This window comes from Pseudomonas paraveronii (assembly GCF_963681955.1).
Classification (GTDB): domain Bacteria; phylum Pseudomonadota; class Gammaproteobacteria; order Pseudomonadales; family Pseudomonadaceae; genus Aquipseudomonas; species Aquipseudomonas paraveronii.
Map to the genome: position 1 here is coordinate 1,437,714 of NZ_OY817130.1, position 20,917 is coordinate 1,458,630.

Annotated in this window: 18 protein-coding genes and 1 pseudogene; 10 read left to right on the top strand and 9 right to left on the bottom strand. The window is 60.3% G+C overall.

Going from position 1 to position 20,917, the window contains the following annotated elements; all coding sequences use genetic code 11:
- Positions 1 to 51 precede the first annotated feature (51 nt).
- Positions 52 to 834: a class I SAM-dependent methyltransferase gene (locus U5A08_RS06365; RefSeq protein WP_321850817.1), complete on the top strand. Its 783-nt coding sequence runs from the start codon at positions 52 to 54 to the stop codon at positions 832 to 834.
- Between the two features lie 18 nt (positions 835 to 852).
- Here U5A08_RS06365 and U5A08_RS06370 read toward each other — a convergent pair whose 3' ends face one another.
- On the bottom strand, positions 853 to 1,512 hold the full coding sequence (locus U5A08_RS06370; RefSeq protein WP_253393722.1) for a TetR/AcrR family transcriptional regulator: 660 nt from the start codon (positions 1,510 to 1,512) through the stop codon (positions 853 to 855).
- 93 nt (positions 1,513 to 1,605) lie between these two features.
- On the opposite strand from U5A08_RS06370, the gene U5A08_RS06375 reads away from it, so the two are divergent.
- Together U5A08_RS06375 and U5A08_RS06380 are read left to right on the top strand one after the other, a co-directional pair.
- The gene (locus U5A08_RS06375) at positions 1,606 to 2,706 is read left to right on the top strand and encodes an efflux RND transporter periplasmic adaptor subunit (protein ID WP_321850818.1); all 1,101 of its coding nucleotides are present in this window, start codon (positions 1,606 to 1,608) and stop codon (positions 2,704 to 2,706) included.
- A gap of 6 nt (positions 2,707 to 2,712) precedes the next feature.
- Entirely contained in the window at positions 2,713 to 5,784 is a 3,072-nt protein-coding gene (locus U5A08_RS06380; RefSeq protein ID WP_321850820.1) for an efflux RND transporter permease subunit, read from the top strand.
- 124 nt (positions 5,785 to 5,908) lie between these two features.
- On the opposite strand, the gene U5A08_RS06385 is transcribed toward U5A08_RS06380, so the two are convergent.
- The gene (locus U5A08_RS06385) at positions 5,909 to 6,364 is read right to left on the bottom strand and encodes an Lrp/AsnC family transcriptional regulator (protein WP_253393728.1); all 456 of its coding nucleotides are present in this window, start codon (positions 6,362 to 6,364) and stop codon (positions 5,909 to 5,911) included.
- A 192-nt stretch (positions 6,365 to 6,556) separates the two neighbouring features.
- Here U5A08_RS06385 and U5A08_RS06390 point away from each other — a divergent pair, with 192 nt between their 5' ends.
- From U5A08_RS06390 to U5A08_RS06405, 4 genes are read left to right on the top strand one after another with little or no spacing between them, the layout of a single operon-like run.
- On the top strand, positions 6,557 to 7,321 hold the full coding sequence (locus tag U5A08_RS06390; protein ID WP_253393730.1) for a HalD/BesD family halogenase: 765 nt from the start codon (positions 6,557 to 6,559) through the stop codon (positions 7,319 to 7,321).
- A 42-nt stretch (positions 7,322 to 7,363) separates the two neighbouring features.
- Entirely contained in the window at positions 7,364 to 8,680 is a 1,317-nt protein-coding gene (locus U5A08_RS06395) for a serine hydroxymethyltransferase (protein WP_321850823.1), read from the top strand.
- Between the two features lie 30 nt (positions 8,681 to 8,710).
- Positions 8,711 to 9,325, top strand: a complete 615-nt coding sequence (locus tag U5A08_RS06400) for a LysE family translocator (protein WP_253393734.1) — start codon at positions 8,711 to 8,713, stop codon at positions 9,323 to 9,325.
- 52 nt (positions 9,326 to 9,377) lie between these two features.
- Positions 9,378 to 9,971 carry a LysE family translocator gene (locus U5A08_RS06405; RefSeq protein WP_321850825.1) on the top strand — a complete coding sequence of 198 codons (594 nt, stop codon included), beginning with the start codon at positions 9,378 to 9,380 and terminating at the stop codon, positions 9,969 to 9,971.
- A 480-nt stretch (positions 9,972 to 10,451) separates the two neighbouring features.
- Here the strand turns inward: U5A08_RS06405 and U5A08_RS06410 are convergent, their stop codons facing one another.
- The 3 genes from U5A08_RS06410 to plsB are packed head-to-tail and all read right to left on the bottom strand — an operon-like array spanning position 10,452 to position 14,122.
- Positions 10,452 to 11,141 (bottom strand): DUF4197 domain-containing protein, encoded by a 690-nt coding sequence (locus tag U5A08_RS06410; protein ID WP_253393738.1) that lies wholly within the window; start codon positions 11,139 to 11,141, stop codon positions 10,452 to 10,454.
- Positions 11,142 to 11,168: 27 nt separating this feature from the next.
- On the bottom strand, positions 11,169 to 11,570 hold the full coding sequence (locus tag U5A08_RS06415) for a YbaY family lipoprotein (protein ID WP_247397912.1): 402 nt from the start codon (positions 11,568 to 11,570) through the stop codon (positions 11,169 to 11,171).
- Positions 11,571 to 11,620: 50 nt separating this feature from the next.
- Complete coding sequence (gene plsB, locus U5A08_RS06420; RefSeq protein ID WP_321850828.1) at positions 11,621 to 14,122, bottom strand: glycerol-3-phosphate 1-O-acyltransferase PlsB; 2,502 nt, start codon at positions 14,120 to 14,122, stop codon at positions 11,621 to 11,623.
- 180 nt (positions 14,123 to 14,302) lie between these two features.
- Between plsB and U5A08_RS06425 the strand changes: the two genes are divergently transcribed.
- Positions 14,303 to 14,512 (top strand): cold-shock protein, encoded by a 210-nt coding sequence (locus tag U5A08_RS06425; protein ID WP_017844724.1) that lies wholly within the window; start codon positions 14,303 to 14,305, stop codon positions 14,510 to 14,512.
- A gap of 80 nt (positions 14,513 to 14,592) precedes the next feature.
- On the opposite strand, the gene U5A08_RS06430 is transcribed toward U5A08_RS06425, so the two are convergent.
- From U5A08_RS06430 to dapE, 3 genes are all read right to left on the bottom strand, one after another.
- The gene (locus U5A08_RS06430; protein ID WP_253393742.1) at positions 14,593 to 14,970 is read right to left on the bottom strand and encodes a hypothetical protein; all 378 of its coding nucleotides are present in this window, start codon (positions 14,968 to 14,970) and stop codon (positions 14,593 to 14,595) included.
- Between the two features lie 71 nt (positions 14,971 to 15,041).
- Entirely contained in the window at positions 15,042 to 15,851 is an 810-nt protein-coding gene (locus tag U5A08_RS06435; protein ID WP_253393744.1) for a putative RNA methyltransferase, read from the bottom strand.
- The gene (dapE, locus tag U5A08_RS06440) at positions 15,851 to 17,002 is read right to left on the bottom strand and encodes a succinyl-diaminopimelate desuccinylase (RefSeq protein WP_253393746.1); all 1,152 of its coding nucleotides are present in this window, start codon (positions 17,000 to 17,002) and stop codon (positions 15,851 to 15,853) included. Before dapE ends, U5A08_RS06435 begins: the two co-directional genes overlap by 1 nt.
- Before the next feature lie 53 nt (positions 17,003 to 17,055).
- Between dapE and U5A08_RS06445 the strand changes: the two are divergent.
- A pseudogene (locus tag U5A08_RS06445) lies at positions 17,056 to 17,160 on the top strand (outer membrane lipoprotein carrier protein LolA); the annotation flags it as partial.
- A 68-nt stretch (positions 17,161 to 17,228) separates the two neighbouring features.
- Here the strand turns inward: U5A08_RS06445 and U5A08_RS06450 are convergent.
- On the bottom strand, positions 17,229 to 19,820 hold the full coding sequence (locus tag U5A08_RS06450; protein ID WP_321850830.1) for a glycosyltransferase: 2,592 nt from the start codon (positions 19,818 to 19,820) through the stop codon (positions 17,229 to 17,231).
- A 217-nt stretch (positions 19,821 to 20,037) separates the two neighbouring features.
- Between U5A08_RS06450 and tcdA the strand changes: the two genes are divergently transcribed.
- Positions 20,038 to 20,847 carry a tRNA cyclic N6-threonylcarbamoyladenosine(37) synthase TcdA gene (gene tcdA / locus U5A08_RS06455; protein WP_373423730.1) on the top strand — a complete coding sequence of 270 codons (810 nt, stop codon included), beginning with the start codon at positions 20,038 to 20,040 and terminating at the stop codon, positions 20,845 to 20,847.
- Positions 20,848 to 20,917: the final 70 nt, after the last annotated feature.

Genomic DNA, 20,917 nt, shown 5'->3' on the forward strand with positions numbered 1-20,917 from the left:
TTCTATCGGCCGTTATTGGCCGATCCTTAATATTTTTGAGCGTAGCGATTCATGAGCGAACAACCAGCGGCCAGCCGCATCCAGGTCGAGGCCTTGGCCGACGGCTTCCAGGCCCGTGCCGAACAGTGGGCTGCGCTGCTTGGCTTGCCGTTACAGCTGGCGGATGCGGAATTTTCCCTGCAAGTCGGGGAACAAGGCCTGCAGTTGCAACAGCTCGGACCCGACGCGCCGGGGCCGGTGCGCGTGGATTTTGTCGAAGGCGGCGCGGCGCACCGGCGTTTGTACGGTGGCGGCAGCGGGCAGATGATCGCCAAGGCCGTCGGCATCGCCCAAGGCGTGCGCCCACGGGTGCTGGACGCCACGGCCGGGCTGGGCAAGGACGCCTTCGTGCTGGCCAGCCTGGGCTGCGAGATGAGCCTGATCGAACGTCAGCCGCTGATCGGCGCGTTGCTTGAGGACGGCCTGGCGCGCGCTGCCGATGATTTTGAGGTGGCACCGATCGTGGCGCGGATGACGCTGCTCAAGGGCAATTCCATCGAGGTGATGCGCAACTGGCAAGGCGAGCCGCCCCAGGTGATCTACCTCGATCCGATGTTCCCACACCGTGAGAAAACCGCCCTGGTGAAGAAGGAAATGCGCCTGTTCCGGCCATTGGTCGGCGACGATGCGGACGCGCCGGCCCTGCTGGCGGCGGCGCTGGCCCTGGCCAGCCATCGCGTGGTGGTCAAGCGCCCGCGCAAGGCGCCGTGTATCGAAGGGCCCAAGCCGAGTCATGCGCTGGATGGTAAGTCCAGCCGCTACGACATCTACCCGAAAAAAGCACTCAAGCCCTAAACCACAAACGGCAAGCGGTCACCCGTTGCCGCTTGCAGCGGGTTCTCTGCGATAGGCCCGCATAAACAATCCCACCACATCCTGCACATGGGCTTCGGCCGCGTCCTCGCTCAACTGCCCGCCACAGCCATACAACAAGCAGAAGTTCGCGGTGCCCTTGAGCAGGCAGAAGAAGTGTTCGGCTGCGGTAAAGGGCTTGTCGATGCTCAGCGCGCCGCTCTGGTCGATGCGCCCAAGTAGACGCTCCATGCCTTGCAACATGCGCATCGGCCCGGCTTCGAAGAAGACCTGTGAGAGTTTTACGTCCTGATTGCCGGTGGTCATCATCAGGCGGTGCAGGCTCAACGATTCCTTGCTGTTGATCAGGCGATGGAAGCGTCGCCCGATATTCAGCAACACCGTCTCCACAGGCACGCCCTCGGGCAGCTCGAAGTACATCACCGGCAACTGTTCTTCGCACTTGGCCACCACGGCTGCGGTGAACAAGGTCTCTTTGTCGGTGAAGTGACTGTAGACGGTCAGTTTCGATACGCCGGCCTCAAGGGCCACGGCATCCATGCTGGTATTTGCGTAACCGTTGTTCAAAAACAGGATTTTCGCTGCTTCGAGGATTGCCTGGCGTTTTGCCATGTCCTTGGGACGCCCAGGGCTGTTGGTGTTGACAGGATTGTAGGACATTTCCACCTTTAATACTGGACTGGTGAGTTTGGTATTAATAACATACTGTCCAGTATAATTATTCCAAGCTCCATTTGCGAAAGGTCCTTCAGCATGCGCAGCATTCTCTTGCCCCTTGCGTTGCCTGCCAGTCTGGTCGTTCTACTCGCCGCCTGCGGCCACGAAGAATCGGCCCAGACCACCCTCCGCCCGGCCATGGTGGTGCAACCACAGCCTTCGGCGCAGGCGATGGATAGCTATCCGGGCGAGGTGCGCGCCCGCTATGAGCCGGACCTGGCCTTTCGCATCGGCGGCAAGGTCAGCCAGCGGCTGGTGGAAGAGGGCGCGCGGGTCAAGGCCAATCAACCGTTGGCGGAACTCGACCCGCAGGATGTGCGCCTGCAACTGGAAGCCACTCGCGCCCAGGTGACCGCCGCCGAGGCCAACCTGAGGCTGGTACGTGCCGAGCGTGACCGCTACAAGACCCTGATGGACCGTCAGATGGTCAGCCGTTCCCAGTACGACAATGCTGAAAATCTCTACCGATCGGGTGAAGCACGCCTCAAGCAGATCAAGGCCGAGTTCGATGTGTCCAGTAACCAGGCCGGTTATGCCGTACTCCGTGCCCCGCAGGATGGTGTCGTCGCCAAACGCGCGGTGGAAGTCGGCCAGGTGGTGTCCGCCGGCCAGACCGTGTTCACCCTGGCCACCGATGGCGAGCGTGAAGTGCTGATCAGCCTGCCTGAGCAAGGCTTCGGCCGGTTCAAGGTCGGTCAGCCGGTGACGGTCGAATTGTGGAGCCAGCCGGACCAGCGGTTTGCCGGACGTATTCGTGAACTGTCGCCCGCCGCCGATCCGAAATCGCGCACTTTCGCCGCTCGCATTGCCTTCAGCGGTGGCAAGGTTCCGGCAGAACTGGGCCAGAGCGCCCGCGTTTTCATACAGGCCGATGGCGTTATTCCGCTGTCGGTGCCGCTGTCCGCCCTGAGCTCGGAGAACGGCGCGTCCTACGTCTGGCGCGTGCAACCGGATAACACCCTTGTGCGTACCCCGGTGCGTATCGGCGCCTTTGGCGAAAAAACCGTACCCGTGCTCGAAGGCTTGAGCCCCACCGACTGGGTGATTGCCGCCGGTGTCCATGTGCTCCATGAGGGCCAACAAGTGCGCCCGGTGGATCGTTCCAACCGGGTGGTGAATCTGGCGGTCAAGGAGTAGTCCCCGATGGGTTTCAATCTTTCCGAATGGGCGTTGCGTAATCGCCAGATCGTACTGTTCCTGATGATCCTGCTGGCGGTGGTCGGCACTCTGTCCTACACCAAGCTGGGGCAAAGCGAAGACCCGCCGTTCACCTTCAAAGCCATGGTGATCAAGACCAACTGGCCCGGAGCCACGGCCCAAGAGGTGTCGCGCCAGGTCACCGAACGCATCGAGAAAAAGCTGATGGAGACCGGCGAGTACGAGCGCATTGTCTCTTTCTCGCGCCCCGGCGAGTCCCAGGTCACGTTCGTTGCCCGCGATGCCATGCGCTCGGCGCAGATTCCCGAGCTGTGGTATCAGGTGCGCAAGAAGATCAGCGATATTCGCCAGACCTTGCCGCCGGATATCCAGGGGCCGTTTTTCAACGATGAATTCGGCACCACCTTTGGCAACATCTACGCCCTGACCGGCGACGGTTTTGACTATGCGGTGCTCAAGGACTACGCCGACCGCATCCAGATTCAACTGCAACGCGTGCCGGATGTGGGCAAGGTCGAACTGCTCGGCCTGCAGGATGAGAAGATCTGGATCGAGTTGTCCAACCTCAAACTCGCCACCCTCGGCTTACCGCTGGCCGCCGTACAACAAGCGTTGCAGGAACAGAACGCCGTCTCCACCGCCGGCTTCTTTGAAACCCCGACTGAGCGCGTGCAACTGCGGGTGTCGGGCAATTTCAAGAGTGTGGAAGAGATCCGCAGCTTCCCGATTCGCGTAGGCGACCGCACCTTCCGTATTGGCGATGTGGCCGATATTCACCGTGGTTTTAATGATCCACCGGCACCGCGCATGCGCTATATGGGCGAAGACGCGATCGGTCTGGCCGTCGCCATGCACGAGGGCGGCGACATTCTGGTGTTGGGCAAAGCTCTAGAAGGTGAGTTCGCACGCCTGCAGAAGAACCTTCCGGCGGGCATGCAACTGCGCAAGGTGTCGGACCAACCGGCTGCGGTGAAAACCGGTGTCGGAGAATTCGTCCAAGTGTTGGCCGAGGCGCTGGCCATTGTCTTGCTGGTGAGCTTTTTCTCCCTCGGCGTGCGCACTGGCATGGTGGTGGCCCTGGCGATTCCGCTGGTGCTGGCAATGACCTTTGCCTGCATGTATTACCTTGGCATCGGCTTGCACAAGATTTCCCTCGGCGCCCTGGTGCTGGCCCTGGGCTTGCTGGTGGATGACGCGATCATCGCCGTGGAAATGATGGCGATCAAAATGGAACAGGGTTACGACCGGCTTAAAGCGGCCAGTTTCGCCTGGACCAGCACCGCGTTCCCGATGCTGACCGGTACGCTGATCACGGCAGCCGGCTTCCTGCCGATTGCCACCGCGCAATCGAGTACCGGTGAATACACTCGCTCGATCTTCCAGGTAGTGACCATCGCGTTGCTCGCCTCGTGGATCGCTGCCGTGGTGTTCGTACCGTATCTGGGCGAAAAACTCCTGCCGGACCTGGCGAAAATTCATGCGGCCAAACACGGTACCGACGGTCCCGATCCCTACGGCACACCGTTCTACCAGCGTGTCAGACGTTTGGTCGAGTGGTGCGTCACTCGACGCAAGACCGTGATCGTCCTGACCCTGCTGCTGTTTATCGGCTCGGTCGCGCTGTTCCGTTTTGTGCCGCAACAGTTCTTCCCGGCTTCCGGCCGCCTGGAGTTGATGGTCGACCTGAAACTCACCGAGGGCGCGTCCCTGAGCAACACCGCTGGCCAGGTCAAGCGCCTGGAAGCCCTGCTCAAGGAGCACGCCGGCATCGACAACTACGTGGCCTATGTCGGCACCGGCTCGCCGCGCTTCTATCTGCCCCTCGACCAGCAACTGCCGGCCGCCAGCTTTGCGCAATTTGTGGTGTTGGCCAAGTCCATCGAGGAGCGCGAAAGCCTACGTATCTGGTTGATCCAAACCCTCAACGAGCATTTTCCCGAGCTGCGTTCACGGGTCACACGCCTGGAAAACGGCCCTCCCGTGGGTTACCCGGTGCAGTTTCGCGTGACCGGCGAGCACATCGAAGAAGTCCGTGCCCTGGCGCGGAAAGTGGCGGCCAAGGTGCGCGAAAATACCCACGTGGTGAACGTGCATTTGGACTGGGAGGAGCCGAGCAAAGTCGTCTACCTCAATATTGACCAGGACCGCGCGCGCGCCCTCGGTGTGAGCACCGCCAACCTGTCGAAATTTCTGCAGAGTTCTCTGACCGGTGCCAGCGTCAGCCAGTACCGGGAGGACAACGAGTTGATCGAAATCCTCCTGCGCGGCACCGTTTACGAGCGCACCGAACTGTCGCTGCTGCCCAGCCTGGCGGTACCGACGGACAACGGTAAAAGCGTCGCGCTGTCGCAGATCGCGACCCTCGAATACGGCTTCGAAGAAGGCATCATCTGGCACCGCAATCGCTTGCCCACTGTGACCGTGCGCGCCGACATCTACGGCAAGGAACAACCGGCGACCCTGGTTCAGCAGATCCTGCCGACCCTCGAAGGCGTGCGCGCCGAACTGCCGGACGGTTACCTACTGGACGTCGGCGGTACTGTCGAGGATTCCGCCCGTGGGCAGAATTCGGTCAAGGCCGGCGTGCCGCTGTTTATCGTGGTGGTGCTGACGTTGCTGATGCTGCAACTACGCAGCTTCTCACGCACGGTGATGGTATTTCTCACGGCGCCCCTGGGCCTGATCGGGGTCACGCTGTTCCTGTTGGTGTTCCGCCAACCCTTCGGCTTCGTGGCGATGCTCGGCACCATCGCCCTGTCAGGGATGATCATGCGCAACTCGGTGATCCTGGTGGACCAGATCGAACAGGACATCAAGGCTGGACTGGCGCCGTGGCAGGCGATTATTGAAGCCACCGTCCGACGCTTCCGGCCGATTGTTCTCACAGCCCTTGCGGCGGTACTGGCGATGATCCCGCTGTCCCGCAGTGTGTTCTTCGGACCGATGGCGGTGGCGATCATGGGCGGGTTGATTGTAGCGACGGCATTGACGTTGCTGTTCCTGCCCGCGCTTTATGCTGCATGGTTTCGTGTCAGGAAGGCAGGTGACCAAGACTAAGGAAAACAGGCGTATGTATATAAGTGCCTACGCCTGAGGCACGCTGAAGAAAGTGTCAAATGAGTGGGAAATGCCTGAAACCCGACAGCGGCTAATAGCGCCTGGGTATCTCCCACGGGACTAGTCAGAGGGCCGGCAGTTTCTTTTCGACGGTTTTTATAATCGATGTATTAGTGTCGGCCAGGGGAGAGATTTTTTGTAGGGTCAGGTCCAGGTGGGCAACTGAGTCGATATAAAGATGGCAGACGAAACTGTCGTCCCCGGTGATTTTGTAGCACACCACACATTCAGCCATTTGCGCGAGCAACTGTTCAACCTGTTGGAACTTTCCAGTCAGGGGTTTAACCCTGACCAGCGCTTGCAATACAAAGCCCAGGGCCTGGGCGTCCAACTCGACGCTGAACCCGCTGATGACCCCCGACCCTTCCAGACGCTTGAGGCGTTCGCTGCAACCGGGGGCCGATAACCCCACCTGGCGGCCAAGGGCGCGAATAGACGCACGGGCGTTCTGGTGGAGGGCGACAATCAGCGCACGATCAATAGAGTCAAGTGTCTGGTCGCTCTTTGTAAGCTTTTTCATTAGATGGACCTTACGAATTTTGATGAAGCAGCATGAAAAGCTTACATACCACAGTTCGATAAAAAAAGAATGGATTTTTTCTAACCGCCTACCTATTGTTTTGCCTGCAGTCCATGCAGTACTGCGCAGTTCGCTTAACCGTGTGCTGTGAGGTTTCTATTTCAACTTGATCTATATTATCGAGGGAACGAAATGAACTACGTACTTGATGAGGCTCGCTTACAAAAACATCACGCTAATAACTTTTCTGACGAAAGAATATTTTCGTTGCGTCATGAGTTTGCCCGCAATGGGTTTATAAAGTTACGCGATATTGTCGACGATCAGTTGCGTGAATACATAACGGCTGAAGTCAATGGGTTGATTGATCGGCAACTCGAACGCCGCGACTTGCACCTGGCCACCACTGATAATACGCCTCGCTATATGAGCGTTGTGCGCAGCGAATTCATTGCTGAAAACAGCCCTTTGATCAATACGCTGTCAAAGTGCCCTGTACTGCTCGACACGTTGTCCCTGATCGCTGATGCACGAGTTGTCCCGTCCGTCTCCAAGGACGAGGAGTACCTGATCACCAAGCAGGAGCGTAAAGGCGATACCCACGGCTGGCACTGGGGCGACTACAGCTTCGCGTTGATCTGGATTATCGAAACCCCGCCCATCGCAAAAGGAGGGATGTTGCAATGTGTTCCTCACACCTCGTGGGACAAAGCCAATCCGAGGATTCACGAGCTTTTGTGCAGCAACCCGATTGCCACTTACGGCTTCAAGACGGGGGATATCTATTTCCTGCGCACGGACACCACGTTGCATCGCACCATTCCCCTTAATGAGGATGCCACCCGGATCATTCTCAACATGACCTGGGCCGCTGAAAAAGACCTCAGTCGCAACCTGCACGGCAATGACCGTTGGTGGGAAGACCAGCACGTGCAGGCCGCAAAAATTCTGACGTAAAGCGGCGATCCGGCTGTTACCTCGACTCACGGGATGATGATCATGCATGACGCTCAATGCCTCCAGCAGGCCAGTACCTTACTCAAGCAGGCGCAGTCACACGCGGCCATGGCAGATTTAGTCAGGGCTGCTGTTGCTCGAAATGAACAGTGGCGTGGCCAGCAGTGCATCAATCTCGTCGCCGCCGAGTCACCGACCAGCCCGTCCGTGCGCGCTCTACTGTCCAGTGAGGTAGGGACTCGCGCATCGGGCGGGCATATCGGGCGGGACAACCGTTTTTTTTCTGGGATGAAGAATATCGACGAGCTGGAATCACTCTGCGTGGAGTTGCTCAAAACCGCGTTTCGTGCCCAGCACGCCGATCATCGACTGATGGGCGGCATGGCGGCGGTGCTTTCGGCCTACACGGCCCTGGCTCGCCCTGAAGACAGTGTCATGACCGTACCGGTGATCAGAGGCGGGGATACCAGCAACCGAACCAACGGGCCTCCTGGCGTGCGCGGGCTCAAGGTATGGGACATTCCCTTTATCCACAAAACCGCGGATATCGATCTCACGCGGTTCAGCGAAATTGCCCAAGTCGTGAAGCCGACAGTGATTGGCTTGGGTATGACGCTGACCCTTTTTCCCCTGCCCGTTGCCGACATCAAGGGCATCGTTTCGGCATGGGACGGCAAGGTCTATTTCGACGCTGCCCACCAACTGGGCCTGATCAGCGCGGGCCTGTTTCAGGACCCATTGGCTGAGGGCGCCGACCTGATGACCGGTTCCTCCGGGAAGACCTTCAGTGGCCCCCAAGGCGGCGTGATTGTGTGGAACGACGCGAGATTGACGTCACCTTTGCATGAGGCGATTTTCCCGACGCTCACCGGTAGCCATCAAATCAATCGGGTTGCGGCACTCGCCATGGCGGCGACGGAGATGTTGGAATACGGACAGGTTTACATGAAGCAAGTGGTGAGTAACGCGCAGGCCTTGGCGCTGCACCTGGAACACCAGGGGGTGAATGCTTTCTATCGGGAGCAGGGCTACACCCGCACTCATCAGATCGTGATCGATTCAAAACCCTTTGCCAGTGGCCGCGAGGCGGTTCAGCGGCTGGAGGCCGCCAATATCATTGCCAACGAGATGCCGCTGCCATGGGACACGGACCCCTACAGGGAAACCGGCATTCGGTTGGGCACCGTCGAAGTGACGCGCCTGGGAATGAAAGAGCGGGAGATGGCCTGGATCGCCGAGCAGATCGCCAAGGTCCTGCTGCATCGAGAGGACCCCATGGCGGTCGCCAATGGCGTGATCGACTTTATGAAAAACCACAGAACCGTCTATTACTGCCATGAACATGGGCTGCCGCGCTAAGCCGTCACGAATGTTCTTCAGGGGGAGCGTATGCCCGACATTGCACTATCCGTTTACCAGGCGATATTCACCTTTGCCGTCGCCGCCATCGCGCTGCTTGCCAGTCCAGGCCCGGCGACCCTGGCGCTGGCAGCGAGCGGGGCCGCTTATGGCATGAGGCGTTCAACCCGGTTTTTCGTGGGGATCACGTTGGGCCTGGTGATCGCCATGGCATTGGTCGCCTCCGGCCTCTATGTGGTTCTGCACAGTTTTCCGATGCTGGCGACGGCACTGACGGTCATCTCCATTGTTTATATTGTGTGGCTGGCCTACCAGATTGGTACCGCGCCGCCCATCAGGGACGAGCAGTCCGTGGTCACGCCGGGATGGGGCGCCGGGTTTGTGCTGGGTGTGGCGAATATCAAGGCCTATGCCGCATTCGCCGCGTTGCTGGGCAGTTTCACCCTGGGCGCCGCACCCGCCTGGGAGCAAGGTGCGAAAGCCTTGATTTGTCTGCTGGTGTGTGTGGTATTCGACTTTCTGTGGCTCTTTGCTGGCAGCCGAATGCGCAAGTTATTCATCCACCCTACTTGGAGCCGACGACTTAACGTAAGCTTCGCGATTTTGATGGTCGCGACGGTCGCCTGGTCAATCACGCTGACGTAATAGCGCTACCGGTGGGAAGGCCATTGAATCGTTCCGCCCGAGGATAGTTTTCATGTTTGGGACCGTGTCTGCACTGGTGTTATTACTGGTCGTGCCTGGGCCGACCAATACCCTGTTAATGCGTGCAGGGGCACTGTTTGGGTTTGCCGCGTCATGGCGCATGGCATTTATCGAATGCCTGGCGTACCTGCTTCAGGTCTCTGTTTGGGGGGCGGTGTTGTTCTATGTGTCGGCCTGGTCCCCCTGGGTCGTGAAAGTGACGCAGACGGCTGCCCTCTGCTATCTGCTCCAACTGTCCTTCACGTTGTGGCAGCGCAAGAGCACTGCAGCCGACCCTGGCTCCGACCGTTTCTCCGGGCGGTATTTTTTCTGGCTGACGGTGATGAACCCCAAGGGCCTGCTGATTGTTTCGTTTATTGCGCCGATCAGCGCATTTGCCACGCTGCAAGGGTATGCCGGGTTCATGGCCACGCTCGCGGTGGTGGTGATACCTGTAGGGTCTGCCTGGATCTTGCTGGGCAGCCGGTTCGAAGGGGGCCAAAAGACGTGGCTGACGCCGCTGAAAATCAACCGGGTAACCTCGATGGCCATCGGGTGTTTTGCCACGTTGCTACTGGGACGCCTGGCCGATTCGATTTTCAACTGACGCGAGGCAGTATTTCACACGCGGGAAGGAACCATTTTTGCCCTTGCTTCCACACAGGATTAGTCGACCGAGCGGTTCCCGCGTATGAGATGCGGCGCAGTGAGTTGGCTCTAATCTGAATAGGAAGGCATACATATGTTTATACCGTTACCGATACTGGTGATACCGAAGATACTGAACATGGCGAGCGCGATGTCCGGGCTTGGAAATATGTTTGGACAGAATCAGTCAAACACCAATCGCGATATCAATATTAATATCAACAACGATAACCATAACTTCAATGCGTCGTCGTCCAGCTCTCATAGCGCGCACATGTTTCACTCGGCCGCCCGACGAGCTTCGCACATCCACTATTGAGCCTATTCGTCAACGCCGCCGGGCGTGAGCGTGCGGCGCTTGGTTCGGGGACTTGATAGACGGTTCGGCGAAAAATAAAGGCCCTGACGATGTCAGGGCCTTTTTTCAGCTCGTGTGGCGTTAAAGCGCGCCAAATACCTTCTTCGCCAAACTGGTCGCCGCCGCCGCCGGATTTTTGCGAATCGTCTCTTCCTGCTGCGCAATCATCTTGAACAAACCATCCAGCGCTTGTTCCGTCACGTAGTTTTCGACGGTGGCACTGTTGGCATCGACCGCGCCAAACGCTGCGGCCTTGCCTGCCAGGGCGTTGTACTGCTGGGCCACGCCGACCTTGTCGGTGGCGGCCTTGACGATCGGCAGGAACTTGGCGCGGATGGCTTCGCGGCTGCTTTTGTTCAGGTACTGGGTGGCCGAGTCCTGGCCTCCGGTGAGGATGCCCTTGGCGTCGGTCACGCTCATGTTTTTCACCGCGTTGACCAGGATTGGCTGGGCCTGGGTCACGGCGGTTTCAGCGGCTTTGTTCATGCTGGTTTCGAGCTGTTCGACCTGGTCACCCATGCCGAACATCTTCAGCTTGTCGGCGACTTTGCCCAGTTTTCCCGGCAGGCCGATCTTGACGTCGGGGTTGTTGCTGAAACCACCCGGTACACCCAGTTGTTTCACGGCGATCTGCGCGCCTTGGGTCAAAGCATCCTTGAGGCCGCCGGTGGCGTCGCCCTGGGACAGGCTGCCAAGGGACAGCGCCATGGCATTGGCACCGAGCAGCAGGCCGGCGCACAGGGCAGTGAGGCGAAGGGAATTACGGAGCATGGACGCTTCCTTATGATCTGCAAATAATCAGTGTGCGACCGCGTCAACCCGCAGGCGCAGCGGTTGGGAGTCTTGACCATTGAGTTGCACGGCGTGCCGCTCGGTGGTGATAAACAGTAGCTTGCCGTCTACTTCGATGCGAGCGCTGACCGAGTAACTGTGGCCCGGCTTGACCTGGGCCGGGTCGTAGCTCAAGTGGAACGGCAGCGGCACCTGGCCTTTGACCGGGCCTTTCTGCTCGGCCAGGGTCACGGCCGGAGCGTCCATCAGCGATACGTCCTGCAGGCTGACGCTCAAGATGGCCGTCGGCGGCAGCGCGATGCGTTGCAGGTAGAACACTTCGCCATCAAGGCTGGCCTTGGGCGCGGGGTTCATCGAATGACAGGCTCCGAGCAGGGCGGTCAGGCCCAGGAGGATGATCTTTTTCATGGTGCAGCTCCTTTTCAACGGCGCCGTAACCCAACGACGCCTTATTCAATCTAGCGGCTTTCTTCAGGGTTGGGGGCTTCGACCGCGCCGTCGACGCGGTGCAGGGCAACCTGGCGGATCGACAGGCGAATCTCAGCCGGCAGCACCCGTTTCGCCGCGCCTTCAGCCAGTTCACCGAGTTGGTCGTGATAGCTCAACTTGCCGGCTTCGTCGCGGCGCAGCACATCTTGCTCCAGCAACGTCTGAATAAAATGTCGGAAAAGGCTCTTGTCGAAGAACTCCGGGGCGTTGAGGCCATGCAGGATCGATAGGCGTTGGGCCATGATCGTACACAGGTCTTCCAGCTCTTCGGCGCTGATGCTGCTCTGGCCGCTGTTGAGCAGCAGCGAGATCGCCATGTAGAAGCGTTGCAGGGTCTGGGCGATGCTTTTGGACAGCAGTGTCAGCAGCACAAAGTGCCGCGAACTTGGCGCCGGGCGCAGGTACACGTTGTTCTCGAAGCGCAGCAGGCCTTGTTCGACAAACGCCTCCAGCCACTGGTCGATCACCGTGTCCAGTTCCTCCATCGACCAGCGGATAAACAGCTCCGATTGCAGGTACGGGTACAGCGCATGGGTGTAGCGCAGAATCTGCTCACGGCTCATGCGCGAGCTGCTCTGGAAGAAACTTGCCAGCAGCGCCGGCAAGGCAAAGATATGCAGCACGTTATTGCGGTAGTAGGTCATCAGGACGGCGTTTTGCTCGTCCAGGTACAGAATCTTGCCGAGGGCATCGCTCTGTTCCGACAGCAGGTTCATGTCCTTGACGTGCTTGATCAGCGCCATGCCATCACCCTCGGGCAGGGTGGTATGGGGCGAGTAGGGCACACGGCGCAGCAGCGCCAGGTACAGGTCCAACTGGCGGGCCATGGCCTGTTCATCCAGGGCCAGGCGCGTGGTCGACAGCAACGCCAGGGCCACCAGGTTCACCGGGTTGATCGCTGCCGCTTCGTTCAAATGGCGCGCCACCTGTTCGCTGAGGCGGTTGGTGGTTTGGTTGAGCCACGCCGGTTTGTAGTGTGGCCCCAGTTCCTGGGCGCGCCAGCCCGGTTGCTCGGCATCGAGAAATTGCGCCAGTTTGATCGGTTCACCGAAGTTGACGGCGACCTGGCCAAAACGCTGCTTGAGCGCACCGATCACCTTGAAAATATCGAAGATCGACTCTTTCTTCTTGCTCGCGCCGCGCAACTCGCCGAGGTAGGTGCGGCCTTCGAGCACTCGCTCATAGCCGATATACACCGGCACGAACACGATCGGCATGCGCGAGGAACGCAGGAAACTGCGCAACGTGATCGCCAGCATGCCGGTTTTCGGTTGCAGCATGCGCCCGGTGCGCGAGCGTCCGCCTTCGACGAAGTACTCCACCGGGAAACCCTTGGTGAACAGGGTGTGCAGGTACTCGTTGAACACCGAGGTGTACAGCGGGTTGCCCTTGAAGGTGCGCCGCATGAAAAACGCACCGCCGCGGCGCAGCAGGCTGCCGATCACCGGCATGTTCAGGTTGATGCCGGCGGCAACGTGCGGCGGGGTCAGGCCGTTCTTGAACAGCAGGTAGGACAGCAGCAGGTAGTCGATGTGGCTACGGTGACAGGGTACGTAGATCACTTCGTAACCCTGGGCAACCTTTTGCACACCCTCGATGTTATTGACCTTGATGCCGTCGTAGATCTTGTTCCAGAACCAGCTCAGCACCACTTCCAGGAAGCGGATCGCGGTGTAGGTGTAGTCCGAGGCGATTTCGTTGCCGTAGCGCAGCGCCTGGGCCTTGGCTTTTTCCGGGCTGATCTTCTCGCGTTCGGCTTCATCGAGGATGGCCTGGCGCACCAGCGGCATGTTTACCAGGCCCTTCACCAGATTCCGGCGGTGCGACAGGTCGGGGCCGATCACTGCGGTTTTCAGGTTACGAAAGTGTACGCGCAGGATGCGTTGGGCCATGCGCACGGTGCGTTCGTGGCCTTTATTGTGCTCGATCAATTCACGCAGGTTGATTGGCGCGGAGAATTGCACGCGGGTCTTGCGCCCGAGGATCAGGATGCTCAGCAGCCGGCGCAGGCGCCCGGTGACGGCCCAGCTGTCGGCGAACAGCAGTTTCCAGGGGCTGGACTCGCTGTCGGGCGACTGCCCCCAGAACACGCTGACCGGAATGATTTGTGCATTCTCTTGTGCGTGGGCGCTGAGGGTGTTGACCAGGCGGGTCAGCGTGGGCGGCGCGCCGCGTTTGTCCTGGCGGCCGAGCCAGTCGGGCTCCGGCGTGAGGTAGAAGAACGCCGCGGGTTCCAGCAACGGGCCGACCGCTACCGGCAGCACCGGGCGCGGCAGGCCGGCCTTGGTGCACTCGGCATCGACCACGGCCAATTCGGTGAGCGAGGGTGATTGCAGGACGTAGAACACCGGCCGGCTGCGGTCGAGGTTAAGGGTAAGGGACGACTGGTTGATCGTCTCCGAGCGAACCCAGAGGTACAACAGTCGACGCAAGGTGCCAAACACCAGACGGCGGAACGGGGAGCGGGTCATAGGCGAGCTGCTTCAAGTGGAAAAAACCGAGCAGGTGCTCGGGCGGGTAGTGTGCCGTATTCGCCGAAAATCGGCAAAAAAGCAGCGATGTAAAGTTGAGTTGATCGTTTTTGCGCCTGTCTTATACTCGGCAGTTCAACGCGACTGACTCAACAATAACAATCATGTGGGAGTGAACAGATGACAACGCGCGAAACCGGTAATGTGAAGTGGTTCAACGATGCCAAGGGCTATGGTTTTATTCAGCGTGAAGACGGCAAGGATGTGTTTGTACACTACCGCGCCATTCGCGGTGAAGGCCACCGTTCCCTGGCTGAAGGCCAGCAGGTGGAGTACGCCGTGGTGAGCGGCGAGAAGGGCTTGCAGGCGGAGGATGTGGTTGGTTTGTAATGCGGATTTTTGTTACACCGTAGAACCCATGTGGGAGGGGGCAAGCCCTCCCACATTTTGATTGGGTTCACACATTCAGATCAGGTGGTTTTCCAGGTGATCTGCTCTTCACCGTCTGTGCTGATGCGAATCCAGGTGTCGGCGCTTTCCTCACCTTCTTCCTCTACCCAACTGCCCGGCGCGCAACGCACTTCAACGTTCAGCGCGGCAAAGGCGGCGCGGGCGCAGGCGATGTCGTCTTCCCACGGGGTCTGGTCGCTTTCCAGGAACAGGCTGTTCCATTTGCCTACGGCCTTGGGCAGCCAGGTCACCGGCACGTCGCCGGCCTTGCACTTGTAGGTCTGGCCGCGCTGGACCCAGGCGGAGCAAGGACCCAGGGCGGCGCCCAGCCAGGCGGCGATGGCCTTGTGGTCGACGTCGGCGTCCTTCAGGTAAATCTCGATATCAGGTTGGCGCATGGATGTTCCTCGTTGCGGGATTCGAAAATCCATTCGCGGATTCAGGGTGGGCGTAGTGCCCGAAAAGTCGGTTATTGAAGCACGAAATAGTCGTAGCGCATCGATACGCTGACCAGTAGCGGTTCGACGGCCTCGATCACCTCGGTGCGGCGCTCGGCGCTGGCGCGCCAGCCGTGGGGCGTCATGGCCAGCAGGTTGGCGCGGTCCTTCGGCTCCGCCAGGCTCAGCGTGAACTCGAGAGTTTCGCTGTGCGCAAGGCTCATGCCGTCCGGCACCAGGGCCAGGTGTTTGTCGTCGGTGTACTCGCGCACTTCGTCGTACAACCGCTCGCGCAGCTCCATCAGGTGGCCGCGGGTCGGGCCGACTTTCATCAAGCCGCCGCCGGGGCTGAGCAGGCGTTTGGCCTCTTGCCAGTCCAACGGGCTGAACACGCTGGCGAGAAACTGGCAACTGGCATCGGCCAACGGCACGCGGGCCATGCTGGCGATCAACCAGGTCAGCGCCGGGTTGCGCTTGCACGCACGCTTGACCGCTTCCTTGGAGATATCCAGGGCATAGCCGTCGGCGTGGGGCAGGGCATCGGCGATTTGGGCGGTGTAGTAACCCTCGCCACAGCCGATGTCCACCCAGCGCTGCGGTGCTTGTTGCGCGGCCAGTTGTGCCAGGCGCTTGGCCACCGGGGCATAGTGCCCGGCGTTGAGGAAGTCGCGGCGCGCCTCGACCATGGCGAGGTTATCGCCCGGGTCGCGGCTGTTTTTATGCTGCACCGGCAACAGGTTCAGGTAACCCTGGCGCGCGCGGTCGAAACGGTGCCCGGCCGGGCACGCCACGCCATTGTCCACCGCGTTGAGCGGTGCGCTGCAAATGGGACAGGCCAGCATCAGGCGAGCAACTTGATCAGGGTCTGGTAGTAGATCTCGGTCAGCACGTCGAGGTCGCTGGCCAGAATGCGCTCGTTGACCTGATGGATCGTCGCGTTGACCGGGCCCAACTCGACCACCTGGGTGCCCAGGGTCGCAATGAAGCGCCCGTCGGACGTGCCACCGCTGGTGGACGCCTGGGTCTCGCGGCCAGTGATCGCCTTGATGCTGGCGGACACCGCATCGAGCAAGGCGCCCGGCTCGGTCAGGAACGGTAGGCCGGACAGCGCCCAGTCCACGTGCCAGTCCAGGCCGTGTTTGTCGAGGATCGCGGCGACGCGCTGTTGCAGGCCGTCCACGGTGGATTCGGTGGAGAAGCGGAAGTTGAACACCGCTGTCAGGTCGCCGGGGATCACGTTGGTGGCGCCGGTGCCGGCGTTGAGGTTGGAGATCTGGAAGCTGGTCGGCGGGAAGAAGCTGTTGCCGTCGTCCCAATGCTCGGCGGCCAGTTCAGCCAGTGCCGGGGCGGCCAGGTGGATCGGGTTCTTCGCCAGGTGCGGGTAGGCCACGTGACCTTGCACGCCGCGCACAGTCAGGGTGGCGCCGAGGGAGCCACGACGGCCGTTCTTGACCACATCGCCGACCAGGCTGGTGCTGGATGGTTCGCCGACGATGCACCAGTCCAGACGCTCTTTGCGCGCGGCCAGGCGTTCGATCACGGCCTTGGTGCCGTGGTGCGCCGGGCCTTCTTCATCGCTGGTGATCAGAAAGGCCACCGAGCCCTTGTGGTCCGGGTAGTCCTGCACAAAGCGCTCCGATGCCACCAGCATCGCCGCCAGGCTGCCTTTCATGTCCGCCGCGCCACGGCCGCAGAGCATGCCGTGGTCGTCGATCAGCGCGTCGAACGGGTCGTTCTGCCAGGCCTGCACCGGGCCGGTCGGGACCACGTCGGTGTGGCCGGCAAAGCACAGCACCGGGCCGGCGTGCTTGCCGTGGGTGGCCCAGAAGTTGTCCACGTTTTCGATGCGCATCGGCTCAAGCTGGAAACCGGCGTCGCCCAGGCGCTGCATCATCAGCTTTTGGCAATCGGCGTCGATCGGCGTCACCGAGGGGCGGCGGATCAGGTCGATGGCAAGTTGAAGGGTCGGCGAAAGGTCGGCATGGGCCGTCATGGGAAACTCCGGAAATCGAGGCGGCGACGTTCTAATTGACTGTAGGAGCGAGCTTGCTCGCGAAAATCGTCAACGATCACGCGAACATCTTGAATGAACGCGGTGCTCTTGCGTTTTTCGCGAGCAAGCTCGCTCCTACAGTGATATGTGCAAGGCTTACAAAACGGCCGTTATCTTATAGCAAAACGGCGGCCAGAGGCCGCCGTTTAGTGCATTGCGCAAGTTTTTACACGGCGGTTGCAGGCTCTGCCTTCGGCGCCGGTTTGGGCAGCGACGACAGGAACGCCATGATCAACGCCGCCACATACGGCAGCGATTGCACCAGCAGCATCACCACCCAGAAGCGCATGTCGGCGCTCGGCAGGCCCTGCACCAGGTAGATGCCCAGCGCAGCGCCCCACAACAGCAGCATGATGAACATCTCTTCGCGGGCTTCGGAAATCGCTACCCAGAAGCCGTGGTTATCCGCGTTTTTCGGTGTACGAAAGAACGGAATACTGGTGGTGAAGAAGCCATACAGCACCGCTTTGGCGATGGTGTGCGACAACGCCAACCCGGCCAGGGCCGCACAGAACGCGTCCTTGAGGTTTACCCCCACGGCGCGGCGGTACAGGAAGATGATCTTACCCACCTTGAACACGAACAACGCCAACGGCGGGATCGCGAAAATCAGCAGCGGCGGGTCGACGCGGGTCGGCACGATGATCATCGCCGCCGACCACAACAGCGCGCCGACGGTAAAGAAGATGTTCATGCCATCCGCCACCCACGGCAACCAGCCCGCGAGGAAGTGGTAGCGCTGGCCACGGGTCAGCTCGGTGTCCTTGCCGCGCAACAGGCTGGCGGTGTGACGCTTGATGATCTGGATCGCGCCGTAGGCCCAGCGGAAACGCTGTTTCTTGAAGTCGATGAAGGTGTCGGGCATCAGGCCCTTGCCGTAGCTGTCGTGGTAATACGCGGCCGACAGGCCTTTCTCGAACACACGCAGGCCAAGTTCGGCGTCTTCGCAGATGCACCAGTCGGCCCAGCCCAGCTCTTCGAGCACCGAGCGACGGGTCATGGTCATAGTGCCGTGCTGGATGATCGCGTCGCGGTCGTTGCGGGTGACCATGCCGATATGGAAGAAGCCTTTGTATTCGGCGTAGCAGAGCTTCTTGAAGGTGCTTTCGTTCTGGTCGCGGTAATCCTGCGGCGACTGCACCACGGCGATTTTCGGGTCGGCGAAGTGCGGCACCATGTGCTTGAGCCAGTTCGGCGACACGCAGTAGTCCGAGTCGATCACCGCGATCACTTCGGCATCCTTGGCGGTGTGCGGGATCAGGTAGTTCAGCGCGCCGCCCTTGAAACCGGCCAGGGGCGAAACGTGGAAGAACTTGAAGCGCGGGCCCAGGGTTGCGCAGTAGTCGCGCACCGGTTCCCACACCGCTGGGTCCTTGGTGTTGTTGTCGATGATCAGGACTTCGTAGTCCGGATAGTCGAGGGCGGCCAGGGCATCGAGGGTCTGTTTGACCATCTCTGGCGGCTCGTTGTAGCACGGCACATGGATCGATACTTTCGGACGGTAGTCCGAGTCTCCCACGACCGGCAGGAATTCACGCCGACGCTTGTGGGTCCAGACCGCTTCCGCCAGTTCATGGGCTTCGGTCAGCAGCACGATAAACACGCCCAGGGCGCCGAGTGCCAGGAGGAAACCCACCGTCAGGCTGAACCAGGTGCTGTATTGCTGGCTGTAGTCGTAGCCGATCCACACCAGCACCGAACCGCATAGGAACGCGATAAAGGTCAGGAAGGTGCGGCCGCGTTGACGCAGGGCCGAGCCGTCGATCATCAGCAGGGTCAACGACAGCAGTGCAAGCACCACCGAGCCGATGGCCAGCACGCGCCATTGCGGGATCGCGACCACCGGCCCTTCGAAGTTGAATTTTTGCTGGCGTGCGGCGTTGTACACGCCCCAGTAAGCACCGACGGAGCCTTCGTCGCTGGCTTTCCACGGTTGGTCAAAGGCCTCGATCACGAAGTAGTTGAAGCCCTGGCGGTTCAGCTTGTTGACCAGCGTGCGCAGGTAAATTGCCTGGTCGGCGGGGGACGCATCAGCACCGCCACGCATGCGGCCGTTGCTCGGCCAGCCGACTTCCGACAGCAGCAGCGGCTTTTTCGGGAAGGCCTTCTTCAGATCCCGTGCACGGTCGAGTACGAATTGGCCCGCCTGGGCCACCGGAATATGTTCCCAGTACGGCAGGATGTGCGCGGCGATCAGGTCGACGTGCTTGGCCAACTGCGGGTTGTGCTCCCAGATGTGCCACTGCTCGGAAGTGGTCACCGGCACCTTGACGGCGGCGCGCACGCGATCCAGCAACACGATCAGTGCTTCGGGGGTGATCTCTTTACGGAACAGCGCTTCGTTGCCGACCACCACGCGCACGACACTGCGCGAGCTGTTGGCGATCTCGATGGCGCGCTGGATCTCGCGTTCGTTGCGTTCCAGGTCCGGGCTGATCCAGATCCCCAGGGTGACGCGCAGGCCGAACTCTTCCGCCAGCTTGGGGATATCCCCCAGGGTGCCGTCGACCGAGTAGGTACGGATGTTGTCCGTCAGCTTGCTCATGATCGCAAGATCCTGACGCATCTGGTCGTCGGTCGGGTACTGGTCTTTCTGTGGGTACTGGCCTTGCTGAAACGGCGAGTAAGAAAAACCGGAGATCTGTTCAGGCCAGTTGGGGGTGGTGACCGGGCGGTTGATCAGCGCCCAGAAGCCGGTGAACAGTGCGGCAATTGCCAGCACCACCACCAGGTTGAGTCCAAATTTACGCGATGACATGGTGATTTCGGGTTCCAAAAGGTGTGGAACGAAAAGAGGTGTCGGCCTACACCGAACGGCGCGCATCCTACACTGGCCCTTCCCTGAGCGTACAGCGGACTGAGAAAAGCCGGACGTTAGTCCGCGAATGTTCAACTAAGTTCTTAACTTGCAGCTTGCAGCTTCGAACTTATGGCTACGTAGTCCATAATGCGCGCCGGTTTTTGGGGTAATGGTCATGAGTACAGAAGATCCGCGGTTTGCAGGCGTCGCCCGTTTGTATGGCATTGAAGGCCTGGAACGCTTGAAAGCGGCCCATGTGGCAATCGTCGGTGTCGGCGGCGTAGGCTCATGGGCGGCGGAAGCCATCGCCCGTTGTGGGGTGGGCGAGATCTCGCTGTTTGATTTGGATGATGTTTGCGTCAGCAACAGCAACCGCCAGTTGCATGCCCTGGACAGCACCGTGGGCAAACCCAAGGTCGACGTGATGGCTGAGCGCCTGCGCGGCATCAACCCGGATTGCACGGTGCATGCGGTGGCGGACTTCGTCACCCGCGACACCATGGCCGAGTACATCACCCCCAACATTGACTGCGTGATCGACTGCATCGACGCCGTCAACGCCAAGGCGGCACTGATCGCCTGGTGCAAGCGCCGCAAGATCCAGATCATCACCACCGGCGGCGCCGGCGGGCAGATCGACCCGACGTTGATCCAGGTCTGCGACCTGAACCGCACCTTCAACGACCCGCTCGCCTCGAAAGTGCGCTCCACCCTGCGCCGTGACTATGGCTTCTCGCGCACGGTGACCCGTCATTACAGCGTGCCGTGCGTGTTTTCCACCGAGCAACTGCGCTACCCGAAGCCGGACGGCAGCATCTGTTTGCAGAAGAGTTTTGTCGGCGACGGCGTGAAACTGGACTGCGCCGGCGGGTTTGGCGCGGTGATGATGGTGACGGCTACCTTCGGCATGGTGGCGGCGACCAAGGCGGTGGACAAGATCGTCGCCGGGGTGCGCCGGCCTTCGGAGCGGGTCAAGGCTTTATAGCGCGGCCTTCGGGCACACGACACACAGTTACCGCCGGGCAATCCTAGCCCCATGAACAATATAGGCCGCC

Coding starts and splice junctions, on each gene's coding strand:
- U5A08_RS06435 (WP_253393744.1), bottom strand. CDS start 15,851: ATGCTGGCCTGTCCCATTTGCAGCGCACCGCTCAACGCGGTGGACAAT.
- U5A08_RS06370 (WP_253393722.1), bottom strand. CDS start 1,512: ATGTCCTACAATCCTGTCAACACCAACAGCCCTGGGCGTCCCAAGGAC.
- U5A08_RS06385 (WP_253393728.1), bottom strand. CDS start 6,364: ATGAAAAAGCTTACAAAGAGCGACCAGACACTTGACTCTATTGATCGT.
- plsB (WP_321850828.1), bottom strand. CDS start 14,122: ATGACCCGCTCCCCGTTCCGCCGTCTGGTGTTTGGCACCTTGCGTCGA.
- U5A08_RS06365 (WP_321850817.1), top strand. CDS start 52: ATGAGCGAACAACCAGCGGCCAGCCGCATCCAGGTCGAGGCCTTGGCC.
- U5A08_RS06415 (WP_247397912.1), bottom strand. CDS start 11,570: ATGAAAAAGATCATCCTCCTGGGCCTGACCGCCCTGCTCGGAGCCTGT.
- U5A08_RS06410 (WP_253393738.1), bottom strand. CDS start 11,141: ATGCTCCGTAATTCCCTTCGCCTCACTGCCCTGTGCGCCGGCCTGCTG.
- U5A08_RS06405 (WP_321850825.1), top strand. CDS start 9,378: ATGTTTGGGACCGTGTCTGCACTGGTGTTATTACTGGTCGTGCCTGGG.
- U5A08_RS06450 (WP_321850830.1), bottom strand. CDS start 19,820: ATGTCATCGCGTAAATTTGGACTCAACCTGGTGGTGGTGCTGGCAATT.
- tcdA (WP_373423730.1), top strand. CDS start 20,038: ATGAGTACAGAAGATCCGCGGTTTGCAGGCGTCGCCCGTTTGTATGGC.
- U5A08_RS06425 (WP_017844724.1), top strand. CDS start 14,303: ATGACAACGCGCGAAACCGGTAATGTGAAGTGGTTCAACGATGCCAAG.
- U5A08_RS06430 (WP_253393742.1), bottom strand. CDS start 14,970: ATGCGCCAACCTGATATCGAGATTTACCTGAAGGACGCCGACGTCGAC.
- U5A08_RS06375 (WP_321850818.1), top strand. CDS start 1,606: ATGCGCAGCATTCTCTTGCCCCTTGCGTTGCCTGCCAGTCTGGTCGTT.
- U5A08_RS06390 (WP_253393730.1), top strand. CDS start 6,557: ATGAACTACGTACTTGATGAGGCTCGCTTACAAAAACATCACGCTAAT.
- dapE (WP_253393746.1), bottom strand. CDS start 17,002: ATGACGGCCCATGCCGACCTTTCGCCGACCCTTCAACTTGCCATCGAC.
- U5A08_RS06380 (WP_321850820.1), top strand. CDS start 2,713: ATGGGTTTCAATCTTTCCGAATGGGCGTTGCGTAATCGCCAGATCGTA.
- U5A08_RS06395 (WP_321850823.1), top strand. CDS start 7,364: ATGCATGACGCTCAATGCCTCCAGCAGGCCAGTACCTTACTCAAGCAG.
- U5A08_RS06400 (WP_253393734.1), top strand. CDS start 8,711: ATGCCCGACATTGCACTATCCGTTTACCAGGCGATATTCACCTTTGCC.